This is a genomic window from Robertkochia sediminum, assembly GCF_016786255.1.
In the GTDB taxonomy this organism is placed as follows: domain Bacteria; phylum Bacteroidota; class Bacteroidia; order Flavobacteriales; family Flavobacteriaceae; genus Robertkochia; species Robertkochia sediminum.
The window spans coordinates 61,638-79,219 of the sequence record NZ_JADMKT010000072.1 but is presented as its reverse complement, the minus strand read 5'-3'; the positions used below and the strand labels follow the sequence as shown (position 1 = coordinate 79,219).

The window sequence follows — 17,582 nt, the reverse complement described above, 5'->3', positions numbered from 1 at the left end:
CGGGCGCGATCATTCCTGATCGCTTATGCCGGTTTGTTGCAGGTATGCTCTCAGGTCTTCATGGAACCTGTCGCTGAGGTGGTAGATCCATTCGAGCTTTTCGGGGATCATGCGGGCTTCTTTGATGGTTTCTGTAAATGCAGGTTTATAGGTGGTGTCCCCTTTGGATTCCATACGTTTAAGCTGACTCTTGAGTGCCTGGTAATGGACCTCTAGTCCGTCCCTGGCTTCTGCTATACTCAGGGCAGGCGATGCTGCTTCATGGGCATTGTTCGTGACCAGCGCTGTGGCCTTGTCCATGAACTCCCGTATATGCGAAATATAGGCTTCAAAATACACCGAGATCTCGGTGGTCTTGTGAATGTGAATATAGGTACCCAGGGCAGCAGTGGCCGAAAGCAGGGCCTGACCTGTACTTATGAGCTCCTGAAGCTTACCGATACCCTTTTGCCTTGATCTTGGTTCCTGTAACTGGCGTTGAAAAGCGGTATTGAGCTGGGCCATCATTAAAAAGGCATTTTTCCTGGCCAGCAAATAGTGGGTGTCTTTCCCGGTCTTATCCCGATAGTGTTCGTAGATCTTTTCGATATAGTTTTTCTGAGCCGCAGTAAATTTTGCTATAAATGTATTGATCTGCTTGTATTCCCAGAAGGGGAGTATGAGCTTGTTAGAGAACAAAGCGATCCCCGAACCGATCAGGGTATCTACTACACGGTCCTGGATGAGCGCCATGGTATCTGGGGTAGTTACCACATAGATCAGGATCATGGCGATGGTAACGAACATAGCAGCTGTTCGGTAATTTTGCAGCATGAAAGTGAAGGTAAGTGCTAGCGAAAAAAAGATCATACCCCCCAAAAAGACCATGTCTTTAGAGATATAGACCAGGATAAAAGCGATAGCCGCTCCTGCGAGGGTTCCTACAATACGCTGTATGGAGCGCTGCCTGGTAAGGGCATATGAAGGCCGCATCAACACAAAGATGGTAAGCAGTATCCAGTAGGTTTTCGGAATGTCGAAAACCTGTCCGATAAACAGCCCCATAATGGTGGCAAAGACCAACCGGAGCGAATGCCGGAATATGGGTGATTGCAAACTGAGTTGTTCCAGGGGAAGTCGCAGGTCGTATTGCTGCCTGGTGATCAATAATTCTTTATTGGCGATCTTACGGGAATTTTTGCGCATACCCGATTCGAATATGAGCAGTTCGATGCTGCCTACCTTTTCATCGATCTCCCGGGCGTAATCGTTCAGGTTTCTCAGGTAGAGCAGGTCTTCGGTGTATTCGGAGAGGCTTATTTGATCGCGAAATGCCGTAATAGCCGCATCACAGGCTTTTCGGAAGCCGGCCCTTTTGCCTTCCACTTTTTTTTGCATGCTTCCTTCTCCTGCAGTGTCCAGCAAGCGTTTACCGCTATATTCCAGGTAGCGGCACATTTGTTCCAGCGCGTGTTGATAAAGCGCTTTTGCAGGCCCCTCGTGATGTTGGTGAGGCAGTTGCGCCACGATCATTTCAAAAATATCTACCAGCTCGGCCGTAATGAGCAGTTCTTTACGTTGTACCCCGCCGGTTCCCAGGATCTCCTCTTTGGTGAGCAGCTCATTTCGCAGTTGCTCGTGCAATTCGGTAAGGCTTAGTTGAAGGGCGTTCATTCCGGATCTGTGAGAGGTGTCTTTCGGACTTCTAACGACATGTACGTTCTCTGATATTAGTTGCGATGTTTGTGCGATACACCTGTTCAGGAGTTCGTATCGCAATACCGGAGGGGTGATCCGGTCTATGAGATAAGAAAAACCTAAATACCAAAAACCTCCAAGTACAATATACAGGGCATATAGCCACAGTTCGCCCTCAGGGGGCTGATGCACGTAGCTAATGGCAATCCCCAAAAGGGATGAAAAGGATGCCAGGGAAGCCCGGAAACCGTAAATGGCCACGTAGCTGCTAAGGAATACACATATGGCGACTATGGGATACAGCAACCACAGATGCTCTTTGGTAAGCTGGATCATAATGTAGTTGATCACCCCGATAAAAAGGGCCAGGAACATCCCCGGAATACGTTGCGATGGCAGTCCCGGAATATCACTGGTGGCCACGAGCAGGATCCCGAACGACATGGCGATCCCGATACTGATATCAAAAACCAGTTGTGTGACCAGTACCGCAATAAAGGCACTGGCACTGATAGTGAGTCCCTTGTGGAACTGAGAGCTTTTTAAAAAGTCGATGATCTTCTTCATAGGCAGATATACATCGGGAAGTGTTGCAAAGGTAGTGACCTTTTTGCTGCATTGCCACCTCCGAAGGGGAACCTTAATAAAAGAATGCTATTTTTGTTGTAATCGCTAAACCACAAACTTAAACTATGAAGATCAGATCATTATTATTGGGCCTGTTGGTCACGCTTATTTCCTGTGAAGAAAAGGAGCAGGCCGACCTCATTGTTTATGAGGCCAATATCTATACCGTAGACTCTCTCCAGCCCAGGGCTGCCGCCTTTGCTGTAAAGGACGGCAAGTTCATGGATGTAGGCACCTCTGAAGCTATCTTGGAGCGTTACCATTCCAACACGATAGTGAATGCCGAAGGTAAGACCGTATTACCCGGTTTTATCGATGCGCATTGTCATTTCTACGGACTGGGACTTAACCAGCAGCGTGTAGATCTTACCGGAACCAAGAGTTACGAGGAGGTATTACAGCGCGTGGTGGTTTTCCAAAAGGAGAAGCAGGCGCCATTCATTCTCGGCAGAGGGTGGGATCAGAATGATTGGGCTCTCAAGCAGTTTCCCCATAAACAGCGTCTGGACGAATTATTCCCCGAAACTCCGGTGATCCTTGAGCGGGTAGACGGACATGCCTATCTGGTGAATCAAAAGGCGTTAGACTTGGCTGGTATAACCGCCGAAACCCAGGTTGAGGGCGGAGCGATCCTTAAAGAAGACGGGGCACTTACAGGGGTTCTCGTAGACAATCCCATGGGTATGGTCGATGCCATTATCCCCGAATTTGATGTCAATACCAAAGTTGCAGCCCTTAAAGATGCAGAAGAGATCTGTTTCTCTTACGGATTAACGACGGTGAACGATGCCGGTATCGATCGCGTGACCATTGAACTTATTGATAGCCTGCAAAAGGCAGGAGCATTAGATATGCGGGTATATGCCATGATCAGTAATATTGAAGCCGATGTAGATCACTTCCTGAAACAAGGCATCCTGAAGACCGACAGGCTCAATGTGCGCTCGGTAAAAGTGTATGGCGATGGGGCGTTAGGTTCCCGTGGCGCTGCTTTGAAAGAGCCTTATAGTGATCACGACGGTCACTTTGGAGCCATGGTAACCCCGGTGGAGGCTATTGAAGGCCTGGCGGAAAAGCTGGCCGATTCTCCCTTTCAGATGAATACCCACGCCATTGGTGATTCGGCAAATATTGCTGTGCTAAGAGCCTATGAAAAGGTATTGAAGGATAAGGGTGATCGCCGTTGGAAGATCGAACACGCCCAGATCGTTTCGCCGGAAGACATGCATTATTTCTCAAGAAATATTTTGCCTTCTGTACAGCCCACTCACGCTACCAGCGATATGTATTGGGTAGAAGAACGCATTGGTGCAGCACGTATGGAAGGTGCTTATGCCTATAGAAAGCTTCTCGAAGAATCGGGCATAGTGGCCCTGGGAACCGACTTCCCGGTGGAACAGGTGAGTCCGTTCTTAACCTTCTACGCCTCGGTAGCGCGTAAAGATCTCCAGGGATATCCCGAGGGTGGATTCCAGCCGGAAGATGCGCTGACTCGTGAGGAGACGCTTAAAGGAATGACCCTTTGGGCGGCCTGGTCTAATTTTGAGGAGGAAGAAAAGGGGAGTATAGAGCCGGGTAAGCTGGCCGATTTTATTTTCCTGGATAAGGATATTATGGAGGTGCCGCTGGAGCAAGTTCCGGGAATCCAGGTCGAGCAAACCTGGGTAGGAGGAAAAAAGGTGAAGTAATAAACAAACCTATAGTAAAAAAGGGGCCGCTGAGGCCCCTTTTTTATGATGCTATCGACCGGAACTTACGCACGATAGTATGGTTTGAAGGTGTTACATCAGTCCCTTCAGGTCGATCTTTTAAAATTTGAATTGGTACTGTAGTACCACCATGTTCTTGCGTCCCAGGTCGGTAACGCCGTTGCCGGAGATCAGAGGTCTGTTTTGAAAGTCCAGACTTATCTTGGTCTTGTAGGCATCCAGGTGCCAGTTGAGTCCGGTGTTGATAACTACCACATCCTGGGTAAGCGCATCAAAATTGCTGTACTGGCCACCACCGTACCACTGTACTCGTCCTAAATTGTGTTTGGTGTTGAATTCAGGAAACAGATAGCCTAGTTGAAGCATTACAGATTCTCCGGATCCAATGGCCGGATAACCATTACCTCTTCCATTAACCAGGTCTCCGGGGTTGGTCCATCCGTACGAAGGGTTGTTGATCCCTACAGAACGCAGGTAATTATCGCCCATATCGTAATTATAGTATCCCAGGTAAGTGGTCACAACATGGTCGGAGCCGTAACCGAACGGATATTCAAAGAAAAGGTCTCCTGCGAAAAGATTCATGTCCTGATATTCCCAGTTGCCTTCAGAACCTTTCTTCATGGCATCGTTACGGTATTTAAATCCAAAACCTAAAGAAAGTAATTTGTGTTTACCCATGTGGGTACCCTTAAATACATGGTAGGTTGATGTTTCCTTGTCAAGGAAATCGTATTTAATGTAAGAAGTGAACTCCGGATTGGAAAAGTCGTCTGTAAATTGTGCTGTCGTTTCGCTGTATTTAGGTTTAAATCCGGTAGCTTCAAAGTCATATGGGCTTTTTACGATAAAACGATAATTAAGTTTGCCCAGGTCTCCGAAAACAAAGACACTCAGGTTTCTTATGATCTTATCGGTGATGTTAACTGTAGGTTGGGCTACGATTGGAATATCGGTGAATAAAAGGTTAGAAGTGCTGGGAGCAGTATACCTTGAGAGACCGTCCCAAGCTGATTTACCTGCACCAATATTTATAGCATTACTTACCTTATAGGTTCCGTAAAGATCTAAAAGTTGGGGAGCGGGAATGCTTCTTCCGGATCGGTTCACGTTATTAACCCCAACACTGGCATTGAATTTCCAACGTTCACCAAGGCTTAGTTTTCCGTAAAGACGGAATCGTCTTATAGATACGTTGTAGCTCTCATCCTGTTGGACCTCATTCTCATCAAAACTTCCGGGGTTTAATTGGGTATATCGAAACCAGGGTTGTACGGATCCTGAAAATTTTAACTTGGCAAAAGACTCCTTTTCGGTGGTAACTTTTTCCTTTTTTTCTGATTTTTTATCAGATTCGGCTCCGTCCTGGGCATTCAAATTTGCTGCGAAAAACAGAAATGTAACAAATATTACATTGAATGTTACTTTTGTAACATAAGAGAATTTTCCCTCTAACGTTAGAGTAGAAAACAAGGTAGGAAAAGTGTCTTGGGTACGTTCTTTTTTCATCATGGTTTTAATGTAATTCCTCTTCATAATAGCCTGTAAAGCAGAGCAATAGTCGTAAAATCACTATCTTGCTTACACTTGGCAAAGATGTGATAATTACGCTTTTAATTTCTATGAGAATAGTCATGTTTTTGAGGAGGAGGCGGGAGTAATATTGTACTGTTAAAAGACAACTAATGATGGAAGAACATTTAAAGATCCTCGTTCCTTACGATTTTTCTGATGCTGCAAAGACGGCTTTGGAGTACGTTAGGGACTTTGTTAAGGAAATGCCTTTTGCAGAGATCATTCTCGGATATATTCAGCCCGATACAACTACGAGATTGCCGGAGGAACTGATGCAAGATGTCGTTTCGGCTTTCGGTCATAGCAGGAGCAACCCTGTAAGCTGGGAGTTAAGGAAGGGTGACTTGATCGAAGGTTTCAGCGAAATAATCGCTCGTCGTGGGGTAGACCTCCTACTCATGGGGACCAATTCGCTTCATGAGGGACAGCTGGCGACCAACGCATCTCAGCTGGCATTGCAGGTGCAGTGTCCTGTATTTGTGATCCCTAAGGACAGTGCCCGTTTCCGGTTGCAGCATATAGGGCTGCTTATTGGTTCAGAGCCTATACATAATAAGGTCTTATTGGGGAAATTGTTGAACCTGGCACGTGCCTTTAATGCCAGGGTTTCTGTGCTTACGGTAAGGGATACCGATGATGCCTATGGATATGGCCCACAGGATGAAGCGAACGACAGTGCTTTTGCCTATTACCTTGAAGAGAGCTATTCGCATCACGCCTTTATTGAAGGAGATGACCTCGGAAAGGCTATTTTTACATATACCGAATCCAATGAGATCGATCTGATCGCCATTTTACCCAAAAACCACGCTCAAAACATTCAGCGATCGGAAGGTCGCTTAACGAAACACCTTTGTGAACATTCTAAAACACCTTTGTTGGTAATCGATTTGTAAAATACATACTATGATAACTACTCTTTTTATAATAATTCTCGTAACCGTGGTCCTCTTTATATGGGGGAAATATTCGCCCGATGTTATCGCTTTAGGCTCATTGCTGGCCCTATTTCTATCGGGTATTCTAACCGTGCCTGAGGCACTGAGCGGATTTAGTAATTCTACGGTGGTCATGATCGCAGCGCTCTTTCTTGTTGGGGAGGGACTTGCCCGTACCGGATGGACGGCCCTTATCGGACGTAAGTTCGTGGAGATGGCCAAAAATAAAATGTCGAGACTGCTGGTACTTGTTGCCAGTGGTTCTGGTACCCTTTCCGGTTTTGTAAGTAATACGGGTACGGTGGCAGCCTTACTGCCTGTGACCATTGCCGCTGCATGGGGTGCGGGAACCCTGCCGTCTAAATTATTATTGCCTGTAGCCTTTGGTTCTAATGCCGGGGGATTGCTTACCCTTACCGGTTCGCCAACGAACATTATCGTTAGTGATTACCTGAGAGATCAGAACGTTCCGGGATTCTCTTTCTTTGAGTTCGCTCTTATCGGCTTGCCGTGTTTGATCCTGGTGGTGCTCTATATGCGCTATATAGGAACCAAGCTCTTGCCATCTGTCGATACCGGAAACAAACCGATCAACCTGGATGAGGAAATGCACAAATGGATCTCAGAATTTAGTATCGGTGAGAACCTGTACCGCTTAAGAGTTCGTTCGATGTCGCCGCTGCTTAACACGCCCATCGACCAGTGGGATTTTGAAAAGAGATACAATGTAACGGTGGTAAGGTTGCGAAGACGTCACCCGAAACCGCTTCAGGGTAAGGTTCCTTTTGTGGAGTTTCCGGCAGGAGATACGGTGATGTTATACCACGATATCCTCACCGTTAAGGGAGAAGCTGCCGATGTAGACCGCATGGTGCTCGACCTTAGTCTCGGTCTTATTCCTATGGAATTCAGAGAAGATGAGCTCAAGAAAGAATTCGTAAACCAGGAGGTTGGTATGGTAGAGGTGCTTATCACACCAAAGTCGTACTTCGTGGGACGTTCCTTTAAACTGGGGGCTTATCTGTCGCAGTTCAAGATCCAGTTACTTGGGGTGAACCGTCAGGGTGCACCTCTGAGCGGAACGGATATCAGAATTAAAGCAGGGGATTCCCTGATTATTCGTGGAAGCTGGGAAAATATCGAAAAGCTGAAGTCTGTGTATGAGAACCTGGTGATCGTGGGGAGTCCTGAGAGTATGGCGAAGAACGTTGATACCCTGAACACGAGATCATATATCGCCCTGGGTATCATGGCGCTTATGATCATCTTATTATCCTTTAAGGTTCTTCCGGCTGTGATCTCCGTGATGATCTGTGCTGCCCTGATGATGTTTACGGGATGTATTCCATGGGATAAGATGTACAAGAGTATTGGCTGGGAGAGTGTGGTGATGATCGGTGCGATGATCCCGCTGGGAGTAGCCCTTCAGAAAACCGGGGCTGCCCAACAGATCTCTGATGCCATGGTTGCTTCTTTCGGAGGTTCGGATCCGATTTGGCTCCTTGCCGGACTGTTCATGCTAACCACGATATTAAGTCAGACCATTAACAACTCGGCTACTGCAGTACTTATGGCGCCTATTGCCTTTATGGCGGCCAGTGGTATGGGGATCTCCCCACGTCCGTTCCTTATGGCTGTGGCTGTAGCAGCATCTACCGCTTATATTACGCCAATGGGAACACCAACCAATGCGATGGTTATGGGCGCCGGAGGTTATAAATTCATGGATTATGTAAAAGTAGGAACGCCCTTATTGATCCTCACCTTTGTGATGTCTATGGCGCTTATTCCGTTGATCTGGCCTTTTGAATAATATGATAGGGGAAGCCCCAAATACATTATAGGATCCACTTTGAAGTCGACAAAAGCATTATGTATCATCTTTTTGATCATTAACAAAACGGCCTTTACAACGCATTCGCAACAGCGTATCGCGATATAGAGGTCGGGGATCTATAACACGCTAATTAGTTTATATCGGTTTTAACCCGGGAGCTCCAATGCATGGCTTCCGGGTTTTTTATGTCGTGACTCCGCTTTGCTTTTCTTCCCGCGCCCTTAGCAGCATGAAAAACAGGATGCTAACAACCCCCAGTCCTGTCATGATCCACCAGGTAAGATCAAAGCCTTTAAGTGATACCAGCTGCATTCCGGTGTTATGGCCAAAGAGGTGTCCCATGGAAAAGGCTATGGTGTATAAGGCCATATAGGATCCTTGTTTGCCCTTTTGCGCCATTTGAAGGGCCAGGGCGTTGGAGAGCGGAAAGGTGATCATTTCACCGAGGGTCATCATGAGCATCCCTATGACGAGTTGCCCGGGCCAGTTGCCCAAATTCAGGATCACAAAACTGGCTGCTATAAGACCGATGCCTGTTATGATATTTTTGATGGTCGACGAAGTACGTTGTTCTAAAAACTTCATGAGTGGCATTTCCAGTACAAAGAGTACAAAGCCATTCATGGCCAGCAATAACCCTATGCTGCCTTCAGACAATTGGTGAATTTGCTTGTAATACAACGGAACGGTAGAAAAATATTGGAGAAAGATGAATCCAAAGAGAAATACGCCTACCAGCATGAACAGGAAGGCCCTGTCTTTGTAGGGAGAAAGTGCTGTATCTGCTTCTTTCGGGATTTCCTGTTCGGGTCTTCTTTTCGGATTGAGGATCCATAAGAGCAGGATCCCGGCGATAATACAGGTAAATCCATCGATCCAAAAGAGTCCGCTATAACCCAACAGTGTAATGAGGAGTCCGCCCAATGCCGGTCCGGCAGAGAAGCCGAGGTTCACGGCCAGTCGCACCAGGCTTATAGACCGGGTTCTGTTCTCCGGTTTGCTATAGGCACTGATGGCCACATAAACGGCAGGGCGAAACATATCGGCAACCACCATGATGAGGAATACGCCAAAGATCACGGCTGGAAAGCTCTTCAAGGTTTGCAGGAGAATGAATCCCAGTCCCGAAAGTAAGAGGCTCGAATACATGACCTTATAGGCTCCGATCTTATCGGTGAGCTTACCGCCCAGCCAGGAGCCCAGTATCGATCCCAAACCAAAAGCACTCATGATCCACCCGATTCGCTCCAGGCTAAAGGAAAGGTCTTCCGACAAGTAGAGCGACAAGAAAGGGATCACCATGCTACCCGCCCGGTTGATCAGGGTGATCAGGGATAACCACCAAACCGGTTTTGAAAGTCCTTGAAAAGAACCGATATAATGCTGATACAGGCGCCTCATATAGAAATGGTTGTCGTTGTGATCTTACTGCAGGTTGTGCTTATGGGAGCCGATCGGGATAAGGATAAAGGATCAAAGCTATTAAAAAGAATTGTATGTAGTATTTTTGGTTTCAAATTAACCATTTATGATCCGATATATTACCATACTGTTACTGTTGTTGTCCTTTTCGTGTAAGTCTGATAAGCGCTATCACGATGAGCAGCAACCCTTAGCAGTCCCGGAACAAAGTCTTAATTATAGTGAGGAGATCGCCTCCCTGAGGGCAAAGAAGGACAAGACCTTTAAAAACGGGGAGACCTCTCCCTTGCTGAAGGCGCAAAAACATGCCTTTACCCGCCTCGACTATTACGGGCCGGATACGACCTATGTGGTGCAGGCACGCCTGGAGGTTGCCGCTGATCCCGAAGTAGCTATTTTACCCACTACTACGAACATGGAGCAGGCCCAATTGGTTTATGGGGTGCTGCATTTTACGCTCAGGGATCAAAAGTTTCAGCTCAATGTATATCGCGATCCCGCTTTGGTGCAGGAAGCGGGGTATGAAGATTACCTCTTTTTGCCTTTTACAGACCTTACCAATGGCAATACGACTTACGGTGGCGGGCGCTATCTCGATCTTGAGATCCCTGAGGGTACCTCGCTAACCCTGGATTTTAATAAGGCGTATAATCCCTACTGCGCGTATAACGCAAAGTATTCCTGTCCGCTCGTGCCTCGGGAGAACCACTTGGAGATCGCTGTTGAAGCCGGGGAGAAGAAGTTTGATGTTGGGGAGTAGGGAGTAGGGAGTAGGGAATGGAGAATGGGGGATTGTTAAGAGTGAAGAGGTATCGTCTTCAGTATAAAGCGTAGGGCCTACAGCTTAGGGTATAAAGCGTTGAGCTTACAGCCCTATTTACCAACTATCATGATATTGCCACGTCAGGCTTTCAGCCTTCCTCGCAAAGACGAAGGGTGAAGAGTGAAGCGTGATGAAGTTTACCGAGTCTTCCATGAGCGTTCGTTTCTCCCGGATTTACGGGAAGGAGAAGTGCCGTCTTTTAAAGGTCGGATTGGTTGTAATCGTCTCATTTTAACTTTCGGTATATACCCCCTCCTTGGAAACCACCCCGTCACTTTGTCACCGCATAACCGCCTCACCGTATCCCCATATCCCCGTATCCCCGTATCCCCGCGTCACCGCATCACTGTCTTACCCTCCGAAGCTTTAGCGAAGGAGGGCATAACCTTGTAACCTCGTAACCACATAACAAAAAAAACAGCCCCCGTTAAGGAGCTGCTTCAGCAATTAGAATAGTTTGGTTGGTTAGTGTGCTAGATATTGGTGCAGGTCAGGTTGGTTATAAAGGTTATTATTTTTCTACGCTTAGATCGGCATAGGCTTCGAGTCCGGCTTCATAGGCTTCCATTCCGTGCTCGTGCATATCCAGACCTTCGATCTCTTCTCTTTTGGTAACGCGTATGCCCATGGTCTTTTTGAGTCCGTAAATAATAGCGAACGACGTTGCAAGGCAAAACAGGGCGTATACCACTATTCCTGTGACCTGGGCAAGAAGTTGGTCCCATCCGGCAAGACTTCCGAAGATCCCTACGGCAAGCGTACCCCAGAGTCCGCAGATAAGGTGTACGGCTACTGCACCCACAGGGTCATCAAGGCGTATTTTATCAATAAGAGAAACTCCAAGTACGATAATGATCCCCGCGATAGCGCCTACGGCGATAGCATCACCCGGGCTCATGACATCGGCACCGGCAGTGATCCCTACCAGTCCGCCAAGGATCCCGTTCAGGAACATGGTAAGGTCCATATTCTTGTACAGGATGGTAGAGAATAGAGAGGCAAATACCCCTCCGGCAGCAGCGGCCAGGCAGGTGGTTACCAATACCAGGGAGGTGGCTGCAGGGTCTGCAGAAAGTACCGACCCACCGTTAAATCCGAACCACCCCAACCATAGGATAAGGACTCCGGCCATCGCCAGGGGGATGTTGTGTCCGGGAATAGCGCCAAGACTTCCGTCCGGTTTGAACTTGCCGATTCGTGCTCCGAGCAGGCTTATGGCTACTATGGCAGCCCAGCCTCCCACAGAGTGTACCAGGGTAGATCCTGCAAAGTCGTAAAATCCGAGTTCGTCAAGGAATCCTCCACCCCATTTCCAGGAGCCGGCAATGGGATACACAAAGCCTACGTATAAAAAGGTAAAGATCATAAACGGCAACAACTTCATACGTTCGGCTACGGCTCCGGAAACGATGGTAGCAGCGGTAGCAGCAAACATACCCTGGAAGAGAAAATCGGTCCAGTAGGTATATCCGCTGTTGTAAGTAAGGTCAAGCGCGCCTTCTGTCATGGGCGCATGAAGGCCAAAACCGGCAAATCCCAGAATGCCATTGAATTCTCCGGGGTACATGAGGTTAAAGCCTACCAGGGCATAAAGCAAAAGGCCGGTGGTGATAATGAATATATTCTTAAAGAGGATGTTGATCGCATTCTTCTTACGGGTTAATCCGATCTCCAGCAAGGCAAATCCCAGGTGCATGAAAAATACCAGAGCGGTACAGATCATCATCCATATATTGTTAGTCGTGAGCATAGTATCCATCAGATCGTACTTATTTAGTTAAGTGAGGTTCCTCCTTTTTCTCCCGTGCGTATGCGGTAAGCTTCTTCTATAGAAGAGACAAAGATCTTTCCATCTCCAATATTTCCTGTTCCTGCCGAGTCAATGATCGCCTTGATCGTCGGTTCGGCAAAATCGTCGTTTACAACGATCGAAAGGTAGCGTCGCTGAATATCGGCAGTGCTGTAGTGCACACCGCGGTATACATGACCTTGTTTTTCGTTCCCAACTCCGGTTACGTCCCAGTAGCTGAAAAAGTTTACGCCTACCTCGTGAAGGGCATCGCGAACTTCATCAAATTTTGATTTGCGAATAATGGCTTCGATTTTTTTCATGAATAAAATATGATTTTCACTCTGGTAAATCTATATTTTTTTCATTCCTATACCAAAAATTAGAGGGATGTTGCGTAAATAATTATAAACATTTTAATAACACCCCCTATTTTTTAGGGGGTATTTATTTAAAATTATTGTTTTTACGCTAATGTGGCGTTCTAAGCAATGACCTTGTTGATCCAGAATCCGGCCATGACCGCAGCGATACCGGTGAGGAGGCTCACAAGGCTATAGATCAAAAAATTATTGAGTTCCCCATTCCTGATGAGTTCCAGGTTTTCCAGGGAAAAGGTGGAGAAGGTGGTAAATCCGCCACAAAAGCCCGTGATGAGCAAGAGGGCCAGGGTCTGGTCCATGTAGTTGGAACGAAGTACCCATCCCGAGATCAATCCGATGATAAAACATCCCAGGATATTAACTGTAAAAGTACCCAGGTAAAAATGAGAAGATACAGGGTTGAGGGTTTTAGAGATCAGGAACCGGAGTACGCTTCCGGTACCTCCACCCAGAAATATAAGGAGCATGGCTTTGAATAGCTGCAAGGTGTGTGCGTTTTAAATTAGGATTGTGGTTCCAGTACCGGAAGGTAGATCTCAGTGATCCAGTCTGCAGGGTTATCACTGTCTTTTGGTCCTTTGACCATGACCTGGAAGGGCACTTTGAGATCGTCGGGCATCAGCTCTTGTTTCTCCATATTGAATCTTGCTTTCTCGTAGGCCTCTTTCAGATTCTCATGATCACCCTTTAAGATCGCCTTGTAGTAAGGTCCGGGAGCGGTGTAGCCACTAAGAATGGTACTTCCGGAAGGGGTTAGGATACGATCGCGCACCGGGTAGTGCGCCGAGATCATGGTGGTGTTATTTTCTTCATCCCATTTTTCGATGGCCGCAAAAGGGGTTCCCGCAGCTGCAATGCCTTCTCTTTCCAGGTATGACCCTACTTCTTCGAGGAGTTTGGCTATATGTTTATTGGCATCGGGAATCCTGCAGGATGCCGACTGGAACAGGCTAAATCCACCCCCGTATTCGGTGAGTCCGGGAAAGGTGATGGTGTATCGCTCCATTTCGTCGTGAAGGGCGTTATCGAGATTGAGTAAACCGCGCTCGTAATCGGGGCCGATCAGGGCATCCATATCTTTTCCCTGCATGATCATATACGCTTTTTCCATAAAGCCCAGTTCTCCAGCCATTCCCCATGTTACCATGACTCCCAGCTTTTTTCTGTCCAGTTTCCATGTAACGTCGGCTTTAGACTCGTAAGGTTTTATGAATTCGATCTTTTGCATAAGGGAGTCGGCGGCGCTGTATTCGGTGGTCATCTTACCTTCTCCCAGGGTTTCACCCTTCCAGGTGTAATAGGCATTGGTACCCGACGAGGGTGTACTATAGGTAAGCGCGGCAAGGGTGTCCTGCTCTTGCCAGGGAGACCAGTCCGACCATTTACGGTAGTCGTCAATATATTCGTAGATCATGCTGTGAGGCGCGCTGATCAGGCGTTCGCGCTTTACTTCATAATGATCCGGTTTGGTGGTTACATAAAGTGAAAAACCTATGATACTTATTAAAAGCAGAAAGAGGAGGTACTTTAAAATTTTCATCTGGTCGGGTTTACATTCCTCTAAAATACAAAAAACACCTTACAAGAAAAGTAAGGGGAGGCATGAAACTCCTTTACAACCCTTTATCGCGTAATAAGGTACTTGATGGTAAGGAGGATCCCCATAAAAATTAAAAAGCCCAGAAGTACCCAAATACTACCACGAAATTGATCGAGGTGTATCTTTTTGTCTTTCCTGTAGCTAAAGATGATCACGGCAATGAATGCAATGACAAAAAGAATGGCAAAGATCGTTTGTCCCGGACTAAACATAATTGATTATTTTTCGCGAAAATAACTAAAATATACCACAGGGCGCAGGTAAAACGACCTCCGCTGCGGGTATTGCTCTAAATTCGCACCCATGAAAGATCAGTTAGAAGCAGTTGCGCGTTTTCACAAAGCCTTCGGATTAGGGAAGGCTGCCATGCCTACCGTAAACCTGGAACGTGAAAAGGTTTTGTTACGTCACCGGTTAATGGCCGAGGAAAATGCCGAGTATCTCGAAGCAGCATTGGCAGGAGATCTTGAAGAAGTGGCCGATGCCCTAGGCGATATGCTATACATCTTATGTGGTACCATTTTGGAACACGGCATGCACGAGGTGATCGAGCAGGTCTTCGCAGAGATCCAGGAGAGCAATATGAGCAAGCTCGGGACCGATGGTCGCCCTGTATACCGCGAAGATGGCAAGGTGCTCAAGGGGCCCGGTTACCGTACACCTGATATCAAACGTGTATTGGAAAACTTTCTATCTGAAAAGCAGCAATAAAAAAACGGGGCGATGGCCCCGTTCTTATTTTATGGTATGCGCTGATCATACTTTAAAGCGCCATCCGAACTTGTCTTCGGCCTTATTGTATTGGATCTCCATGATACGTTGTTTGATCTCCTGAGAGAACGAACGTTCATTTTGCGGAAGTTCCCATTTATCGCCCTTGTAACCGAGGCCTTTCACCATGGTGATCACGGCTGCGGTACCACTTCCGAAGATCTCTTTCAAACTACCGTCTTCGGCAGCAGCAATGATCTCCTTTACGCTTACGGGACGAACTTCTACCTCGATACCCATGTCTTTAGCCACTTCGATAACACTTTTACGGGTAACCCCATCGAGTATACGGTCACTTACCGGCGAGGTAATGAGTTTGTCATTTACTCTGAAAAATACGTTCATCGTACCGGCTTCTTCCAGGTATTCGTGGGTATTGGCATCGGTCCAGATCACTTGCTGGTATCCTTCTTCCTTGGCCAGGTTGGTCGGGTAGAACTGCCCTGCGTAGTTTCCTGCAGCCTTGGCATATCCAGTACCTCCACTGGCTGCGCGACTATAGTGGTCGGCGATCTTTACCCGAACATCACCCGCGTAATACGACTGGGCAGGAGCACAGATGATCATAAACTTGTATTCCTGAGACGGAGAGGCCATAACACCGGCTTCCGTACCGATCACGAAGGGACGTATGTACAGTGAATTTCCAAATCCTTTCTTGATCCATGCGTTGTCAAGCTTTAACAGGGTGGTAAGGCCTTCAAAGAAAAACTGTTCCGGAAATTCCGGCATGGCCAGACGCTCACCCGATTTGTTGATACGGCGGTAGTTCTCATCCGGACGAAAAAGCCATACCTGGTCATCGTCGTCTCTATAGGCCTTCATGCCTTCAAAAACGGCTTGTCCGTAATGAAATACTTTAGCAGAAGGGTCAAGGGTAAGGGGTTGATAAGGAACAATTTTTGGGTCTTTCCACTCGCCATCTTTATAGTCGCAGATGAACATATGATCGGTAAAGACCGAACCGAAAACCAGGTTATCAAAATCAACCTCGTTTATTCGGGATGTTGCAGCTTTTTCAACAGTTATATTTTGTATGGTATCTTTAGACATAAGTTTTTTGGTTTTTGCAAAATTAACAAATTAATGCCTGAACATTTGGGCGTGATGTGGGTTTTTTCATTTATTTTACAGTCTTAAGAACCATTAAAAAAAATAGGATATGAAAGCGCTTTCAGCTGTGTTTGCAGTAATGCTTTTACTTACAGGATGTAAAGAAAAAGTTCAGGAGAAAACCACCGAGGTGGCTGCTGAACAAAAAGAAGTGGTAAGCTTCGGAGACGGAGTAAACTCCCCGGTGGCCAATTCTGCTGAAGAAATGGCCGAAATGTACGGGCTTATAAAGGAAAACGATACCATCCAGGCCACTTTTCAGGCGAAGGTAACTGAGGTGTGCCAGATGAAGGGGTGCTGGATGAAGGTAGACCTTGGAAACGATCAAATCGCTATGGTACGCTTTAAGGATTACGGATTCTTTATGCCTAAAGACCTGGCCGGAAAAGAGGTGATCATTGAAGGTGGTGCTTTCGTTGAGGAAATGAGCGTGGAAGATCGCAAGCATTATGCAGAAGATGCGGGTAGCACTGTAGAAGAGATCGAAGCCATTACCGAGCCAAAGAAAACGCTGAGTTTCGAAGCTACCGGAGTGGTGATCAAATAAGAAATGGAGCGCAAGATCATAAAAACGGCAGACGGTTCGACCACCATCTATATCAAGGGTTGGGACGAACACTATCATTCCAAGCATGGAGCCATACAAGAGGCTTATCACGTATTTATACGTATGGGGCTCGACCTGGCACTGGAATCGGAACCTGCCGATCTGCGCATTATGGAGATCGGTTTCGGTACGGGACTCAACGCTTTTATTACGCTGTTGGAGACCCAACCGAAACCGGTATCCATTGATTATACCGGAGTGGAAGGCTATCCGGTGGCAGCAGCAGAGTGGAAGGCACTCAACTATGCCAAAGAACTACAAGCCACCCCCGAACAAAGTGCTCTTTTTGAACGTATGCACGAGGAGCCCTGGGAAGCGGCTACCCCCATAACCCCTGAATTTGCCCTGACCAAAAGAAAGCAGTTATTTGATGAGATCGAAGATGAAGACGCTTTCGATCTGATCTATTTTGACGCCTTCGGCGCAAGAGTGCAACCCGAACTCTGGGAAGAGGCGATCTTTAATAGGATGTTCCGTGCGCTAAGTACCGGAGGTATCCTGGTGACCTATGCGGCCAAGGGTAGCGTAAGGCGTGCCATGCAGGCCGTAGGCTTTTTGGTCGAAAAACTCCCCGGCCCACCCGGAAAAAGAGAAATGCTCAGGGCTATAAAACCCGATGCATCCCAAAAATCCTGATCCTGACGGGATTAGTGTTAAACCTTCTTTAAACCCTGCCAGGCTAGCGGCCTAATTGTTTATTTTTAATAAAAA

The 17,582-nt window shown here is 47.0% G+C and carries 16 protein-coding genes; 7 read left to right on the top strand and 9 right to left on the bottom strand.

What is annotated here, in order from left to right; genetic code table 11:
• Window positions 1-9 precede the first annotated feature (9 nt).
• On the bottom strand, window positions 10-2,244 hold the full coding sequence (locus IS446_RS05755) for an FUSC family protein (RefSeq protein ID WP_203059059.1): 2,235 nt from the start codon (window positions 2,242-2,244) through the stop codon (window positions 10-12).
• A gap of 125 nt (window positions 2,245-2,369) precedes the next feature.
• Here IS446_RS05755 and IS446_RS05750 point away from each other — a divergent pair, with 125 nt between their 5' ends.
• A complete protein-coding gene (locus tag IS446_RS05750; RefSeq protein WP_203059058.1) occupies window positions 2,370-3,992 on the top strand; it encodes an amidohydrolase in 1,623 nt (540 codons plus the stop codon).
• Between the two features lie 120 nt (window positions 3,993-4,112).
• On the opposite strand, the gene IS446_RS05745 is transcribed toward IS446_RS05750, so the two are convergent.
• Window positions 4,113-5,390, bottom strand: coding sequence for a hypothetical protein (locus IS446_RS05745; protein WP_203059057.1), 1,278 nt, complete (start codon window positions 5,388-5,390; stop codon window positions 4,113-4,115).
• A gap of 308 nt (window positions 5,391-5,698) precedes the next feature.
• On the opposite strand from IS446_RS05745, the gene IS446_RS05740 reads away from it, so the two are divergent.
• Window positions 5,699-6,484 (top strand): universal stress protein, encoded by a 786-nt coding sequence (locus IS446_RS05740; RefSeq protein ID WP_203059056.1) that lies wholly within the window; start codon window positions 5,699-5,701, stop codon window positions 6,482-6,484.
• 10 nt (window positions 6,485-6,494) lie between these two features.
• Entirely contained in the window at window positions 6,495-8,339 is a 1,845-nt protein-coding gene (locus IS446_RS05735; RefSeq protein ID WP_235996418.1) for an SLC13 family permease, read from the top strand.
• A 207-nt stretch (window positions 8,340-8,546) separates the two neighbouring features.
• Here the strand turns inward: IS446_RS05735 and IS446_RS05730 are convergent, their stop codons facing one another.
• Window positions 8,547-9,764, bottom strand: a complete 1,218-nt coding sequence (locus tag IS446_RS05730; protein WP_203059055.1) for an MDR family MFS transporter — start codon at window positions 9,762-9,764, stop codon at window positions 8,547-8,549.
• Window positions 9,765-9,891: 127 nt separating this feature from the next.
• On the opposite strand from IS446_RS05730, the gene IS446_RS05725 reads away from it, so the two are divergent.
• Entirely contained in the window at window positions 9,892-10,545 is a 654-nt protein-coding gene (locus IS446_RS05725; protein WP_203059054.1) for a DUF1684 domain-containing protein, read from the top strand.
• 574 nt (window positions 10,546-11,119) lie between these two features.
• Here the strand turns inward: IS446_RS05725 and IS446_RS05720 are convergent.
• From IS446_RS05720 to IS446_RS05700, 5 genes are all read right to left on the bottom strand, one after another.
• On the bottom strand, window positions 11,120-12,367 hold the full coding sequence (locus IS446_RS05720; RefSeq protein WP_203059053.1) for an ammonium transporter: 1,248 nt from the start codon (window positions 12,365-12,367) through the stop codon (window positions 11,120-11,122).
• A gap of 14 nt (window positions 12,368-12,381) precedes the next feature.
• A complete protein-coding gene (locus IS446_RS05715; RefSeq protein ID WP_203059052.1) occupies window positions 12,382-12,720 on the bottom strand; it encodes a P-II family nitrogen regulator in 339 nt (112 codons plus the stop codon).
• A 161-nt stretch (window positions 12,721-12,881) separates the two neighbouring features.
• On the bottom strand, window positions 12,882-13,265 hold the full coding sequence (crcB, locus tag IS446_RS05710; RefSeq protein WP_235996417.1) for a fluoride efflux transporter CrcB: 384 nt from the start codon (window positions 13,263-13,265) through the stop codon (window positions 12,882-12,884).
• Window positions 13,266-13,282: 17 nt separating this feature from the next.
• Entirely contained in the window at window positions 13,283-14,320 is a 1,038-nt protein-coding gene (locus IS446_RS05705; RefSeq protein ID WP_203059051.1) for an SRPBCC family protein, read from the bottom strand.
• Between the two features lie 83 nt (window positions 14,321-14,403).
• Window positions 14,404-14,592: a hypothetical protein gene (locus IS446_RS05700; protein WP_203059050.1), complete on the bottom strand. Its 189-nt coding sequence runs from the start codon at window positions 14,590-14,592 to the stop codon at window positions 14,404-14,406.
• 91 nt (window positions 14,593-14,683) lie between these two features.
• Here IS446_RS05700 and IS446_RS05695 point away from each other — a divergent pair, with 91 nt between their 5' ends.
• Window positions 14,684-15,091, top strand: a complete 408-nt coding sequence (locus IS446_RS05695) for a pyrophosphohydrolase domain-containing protein (protein ID WP_203059049.1) — start codon at window positions 14,684-14,686, stop codon at window positions 15,089-15,091.
• A gap of 45 nt (window positions 15,092-15,136) precedes the next feature.
• Here the strand turns inward: IS446_RS05695 and IS446_RS05690 are convergent, their stop codons facing one another.
• Entirely contained in the window at window positions 15,137-16,204 is a 1,068-nt protein-coding gene (locus tag IS446_RS05690) for a branched-chain amino acid aminotransferase (protein WP_203059048.1), read from the bottom strand.
• Between the two features lie 109 nt (window positions 16,205-16,313).
• On the opposite strand from IS446_RS05690, the gene IS446_RS05685 reads away from it, so the two are divergent.
• Both IS446_RS05685 and mnmD read left to right on the top strand, forming a co-directional pair.
• Window positions 16,314-16,811 carry a DUF4920 domain-containing protein gene (locus IS446_RS05685; protein ID WP_203059047.1) on the top strand — a complete coding sequence of 166 codons (498 nt, stop codon included), beginning with the start codon at window positions 16,314-16,316 and terminating at the stop codon, window positions 16,809-16,811.
• Window positions 16,812-16,814: 3 nt separating this feature from the next.
• Window positions 16,815-17,507, top strand: a complete 693-nt coding sequence (gene mnmD, locus IS446_RS05680; protein WP_203059046.1) for a tRNA (5-methylaminomethyl-2-thiouridine)(34)-methyltransferase MnmD — start codon at window positions 16,815-16,817, stop codon at window positions 17,505-17,507.
• The last annotated feature ends 75 nt before the right edge of the window (window positions 17,508-17,582 follow it).

Excerpts from the sequence above, each read along its gene's own strand:
- IS446_RS05750 (WP_203059058.1), top strand. The coding sequence starts at position 2,370 with ATGAAGATCAGATCATTATTATTGGGCCTGTTGGTCACGCTTATTTCC.
- IS446_RS05700 (WP_203059050.1), bottom strand. The coding sequence starts at position 14,592 with ATGTTTAGTCCGGGACAAACGATCTTTGCCATTCTTTTTGTCATTGCA.
- IS446_RS05705 (WP_203059051.1), bottom strand. The coding sequence starts at position 14,320 with ATGAAAATTTTAAAGTACCTCCTCTTTCTGCTTTTAATAAGTATCATA.
- IS446_RS05730 (WP_203059055.1), bottom strand. The coding sequence starts at position 9,764 with ATGAGGCGCCTGTATCAGCATTATATCGGTTCTTTTCAAGGACTTTCA.
- mnmD (WP_203059046.1), top strand. The coding sequence starts at position 16,815 with ATGGAGCGCAAGATCATAAAAACGGCAGACGGTTCGACCACCATCTAT.
- IS446_RS05715 (WP_203059052.1), bottom strand. The coding sequence starts at position 12,720 with ATGAAAAAAATCGAAGCCATTATTCGCAAATCAAAATTTGATGAAGTT.
- IS446_RS05755 (WP_203059059.1), bottom strand. The coding sequence starts at position 2,244 with ATGAAGAAGATCATCGACTTTTTAAAAAGCTCTCAGTTCCACAAGGGA.
- IS446_RS05725 (WP_203059054.1), top strand. The coding sequence starts at position 9,892 with ATGATCCGATATATTACCATACTGTTACTGTTGTTGTCCTTTTCGTGT.
- IS446_RS05685 (WP_203059047.1), top strand. The coding sequence starts at position 16,314 with ATGAAAGCGCTTTCAGCTGTGTTTGCAGTAATGCTTTTACTTACAGGA.
- IS446_RS05735 (WP_235996418.1), top strand. The coding sequence starts at position 6,495 with ATGATAACTACTCTTTTTATAATAATTCTCGTAACCGTGGTCCTCTTT.
- IS446_RS05695 (WP_203059049.1), top strand. The coding sequence starts at position 14,684 with ATGAAAGATCAGTTAGAAGCAGTTGCGCGTTTTCACAAAGCCTTCGGA.
- IS446_RS05740 (WP_203059056.1), top strand. The coding sequence starts at position 5,699 with ATGATGGAAGAACATTTAAAGATCCTCGTTCCTTACGATTTTTCTGAT.
- IS446_RS05690 (WP_203059048.1), bottom strand. The coding sequence starts at position 16,204 with ATGTCTAAAGATACCATACAAAATATAACTGTTGAAAAAGCTGCAACA.
- IS446_RS05720 (WP_203059053.1), bottom strand. The coding sequence starts at position 12,367 with ATGGATACTATGCTCACGACTAACAATATATGGATGATGATCTGTACC.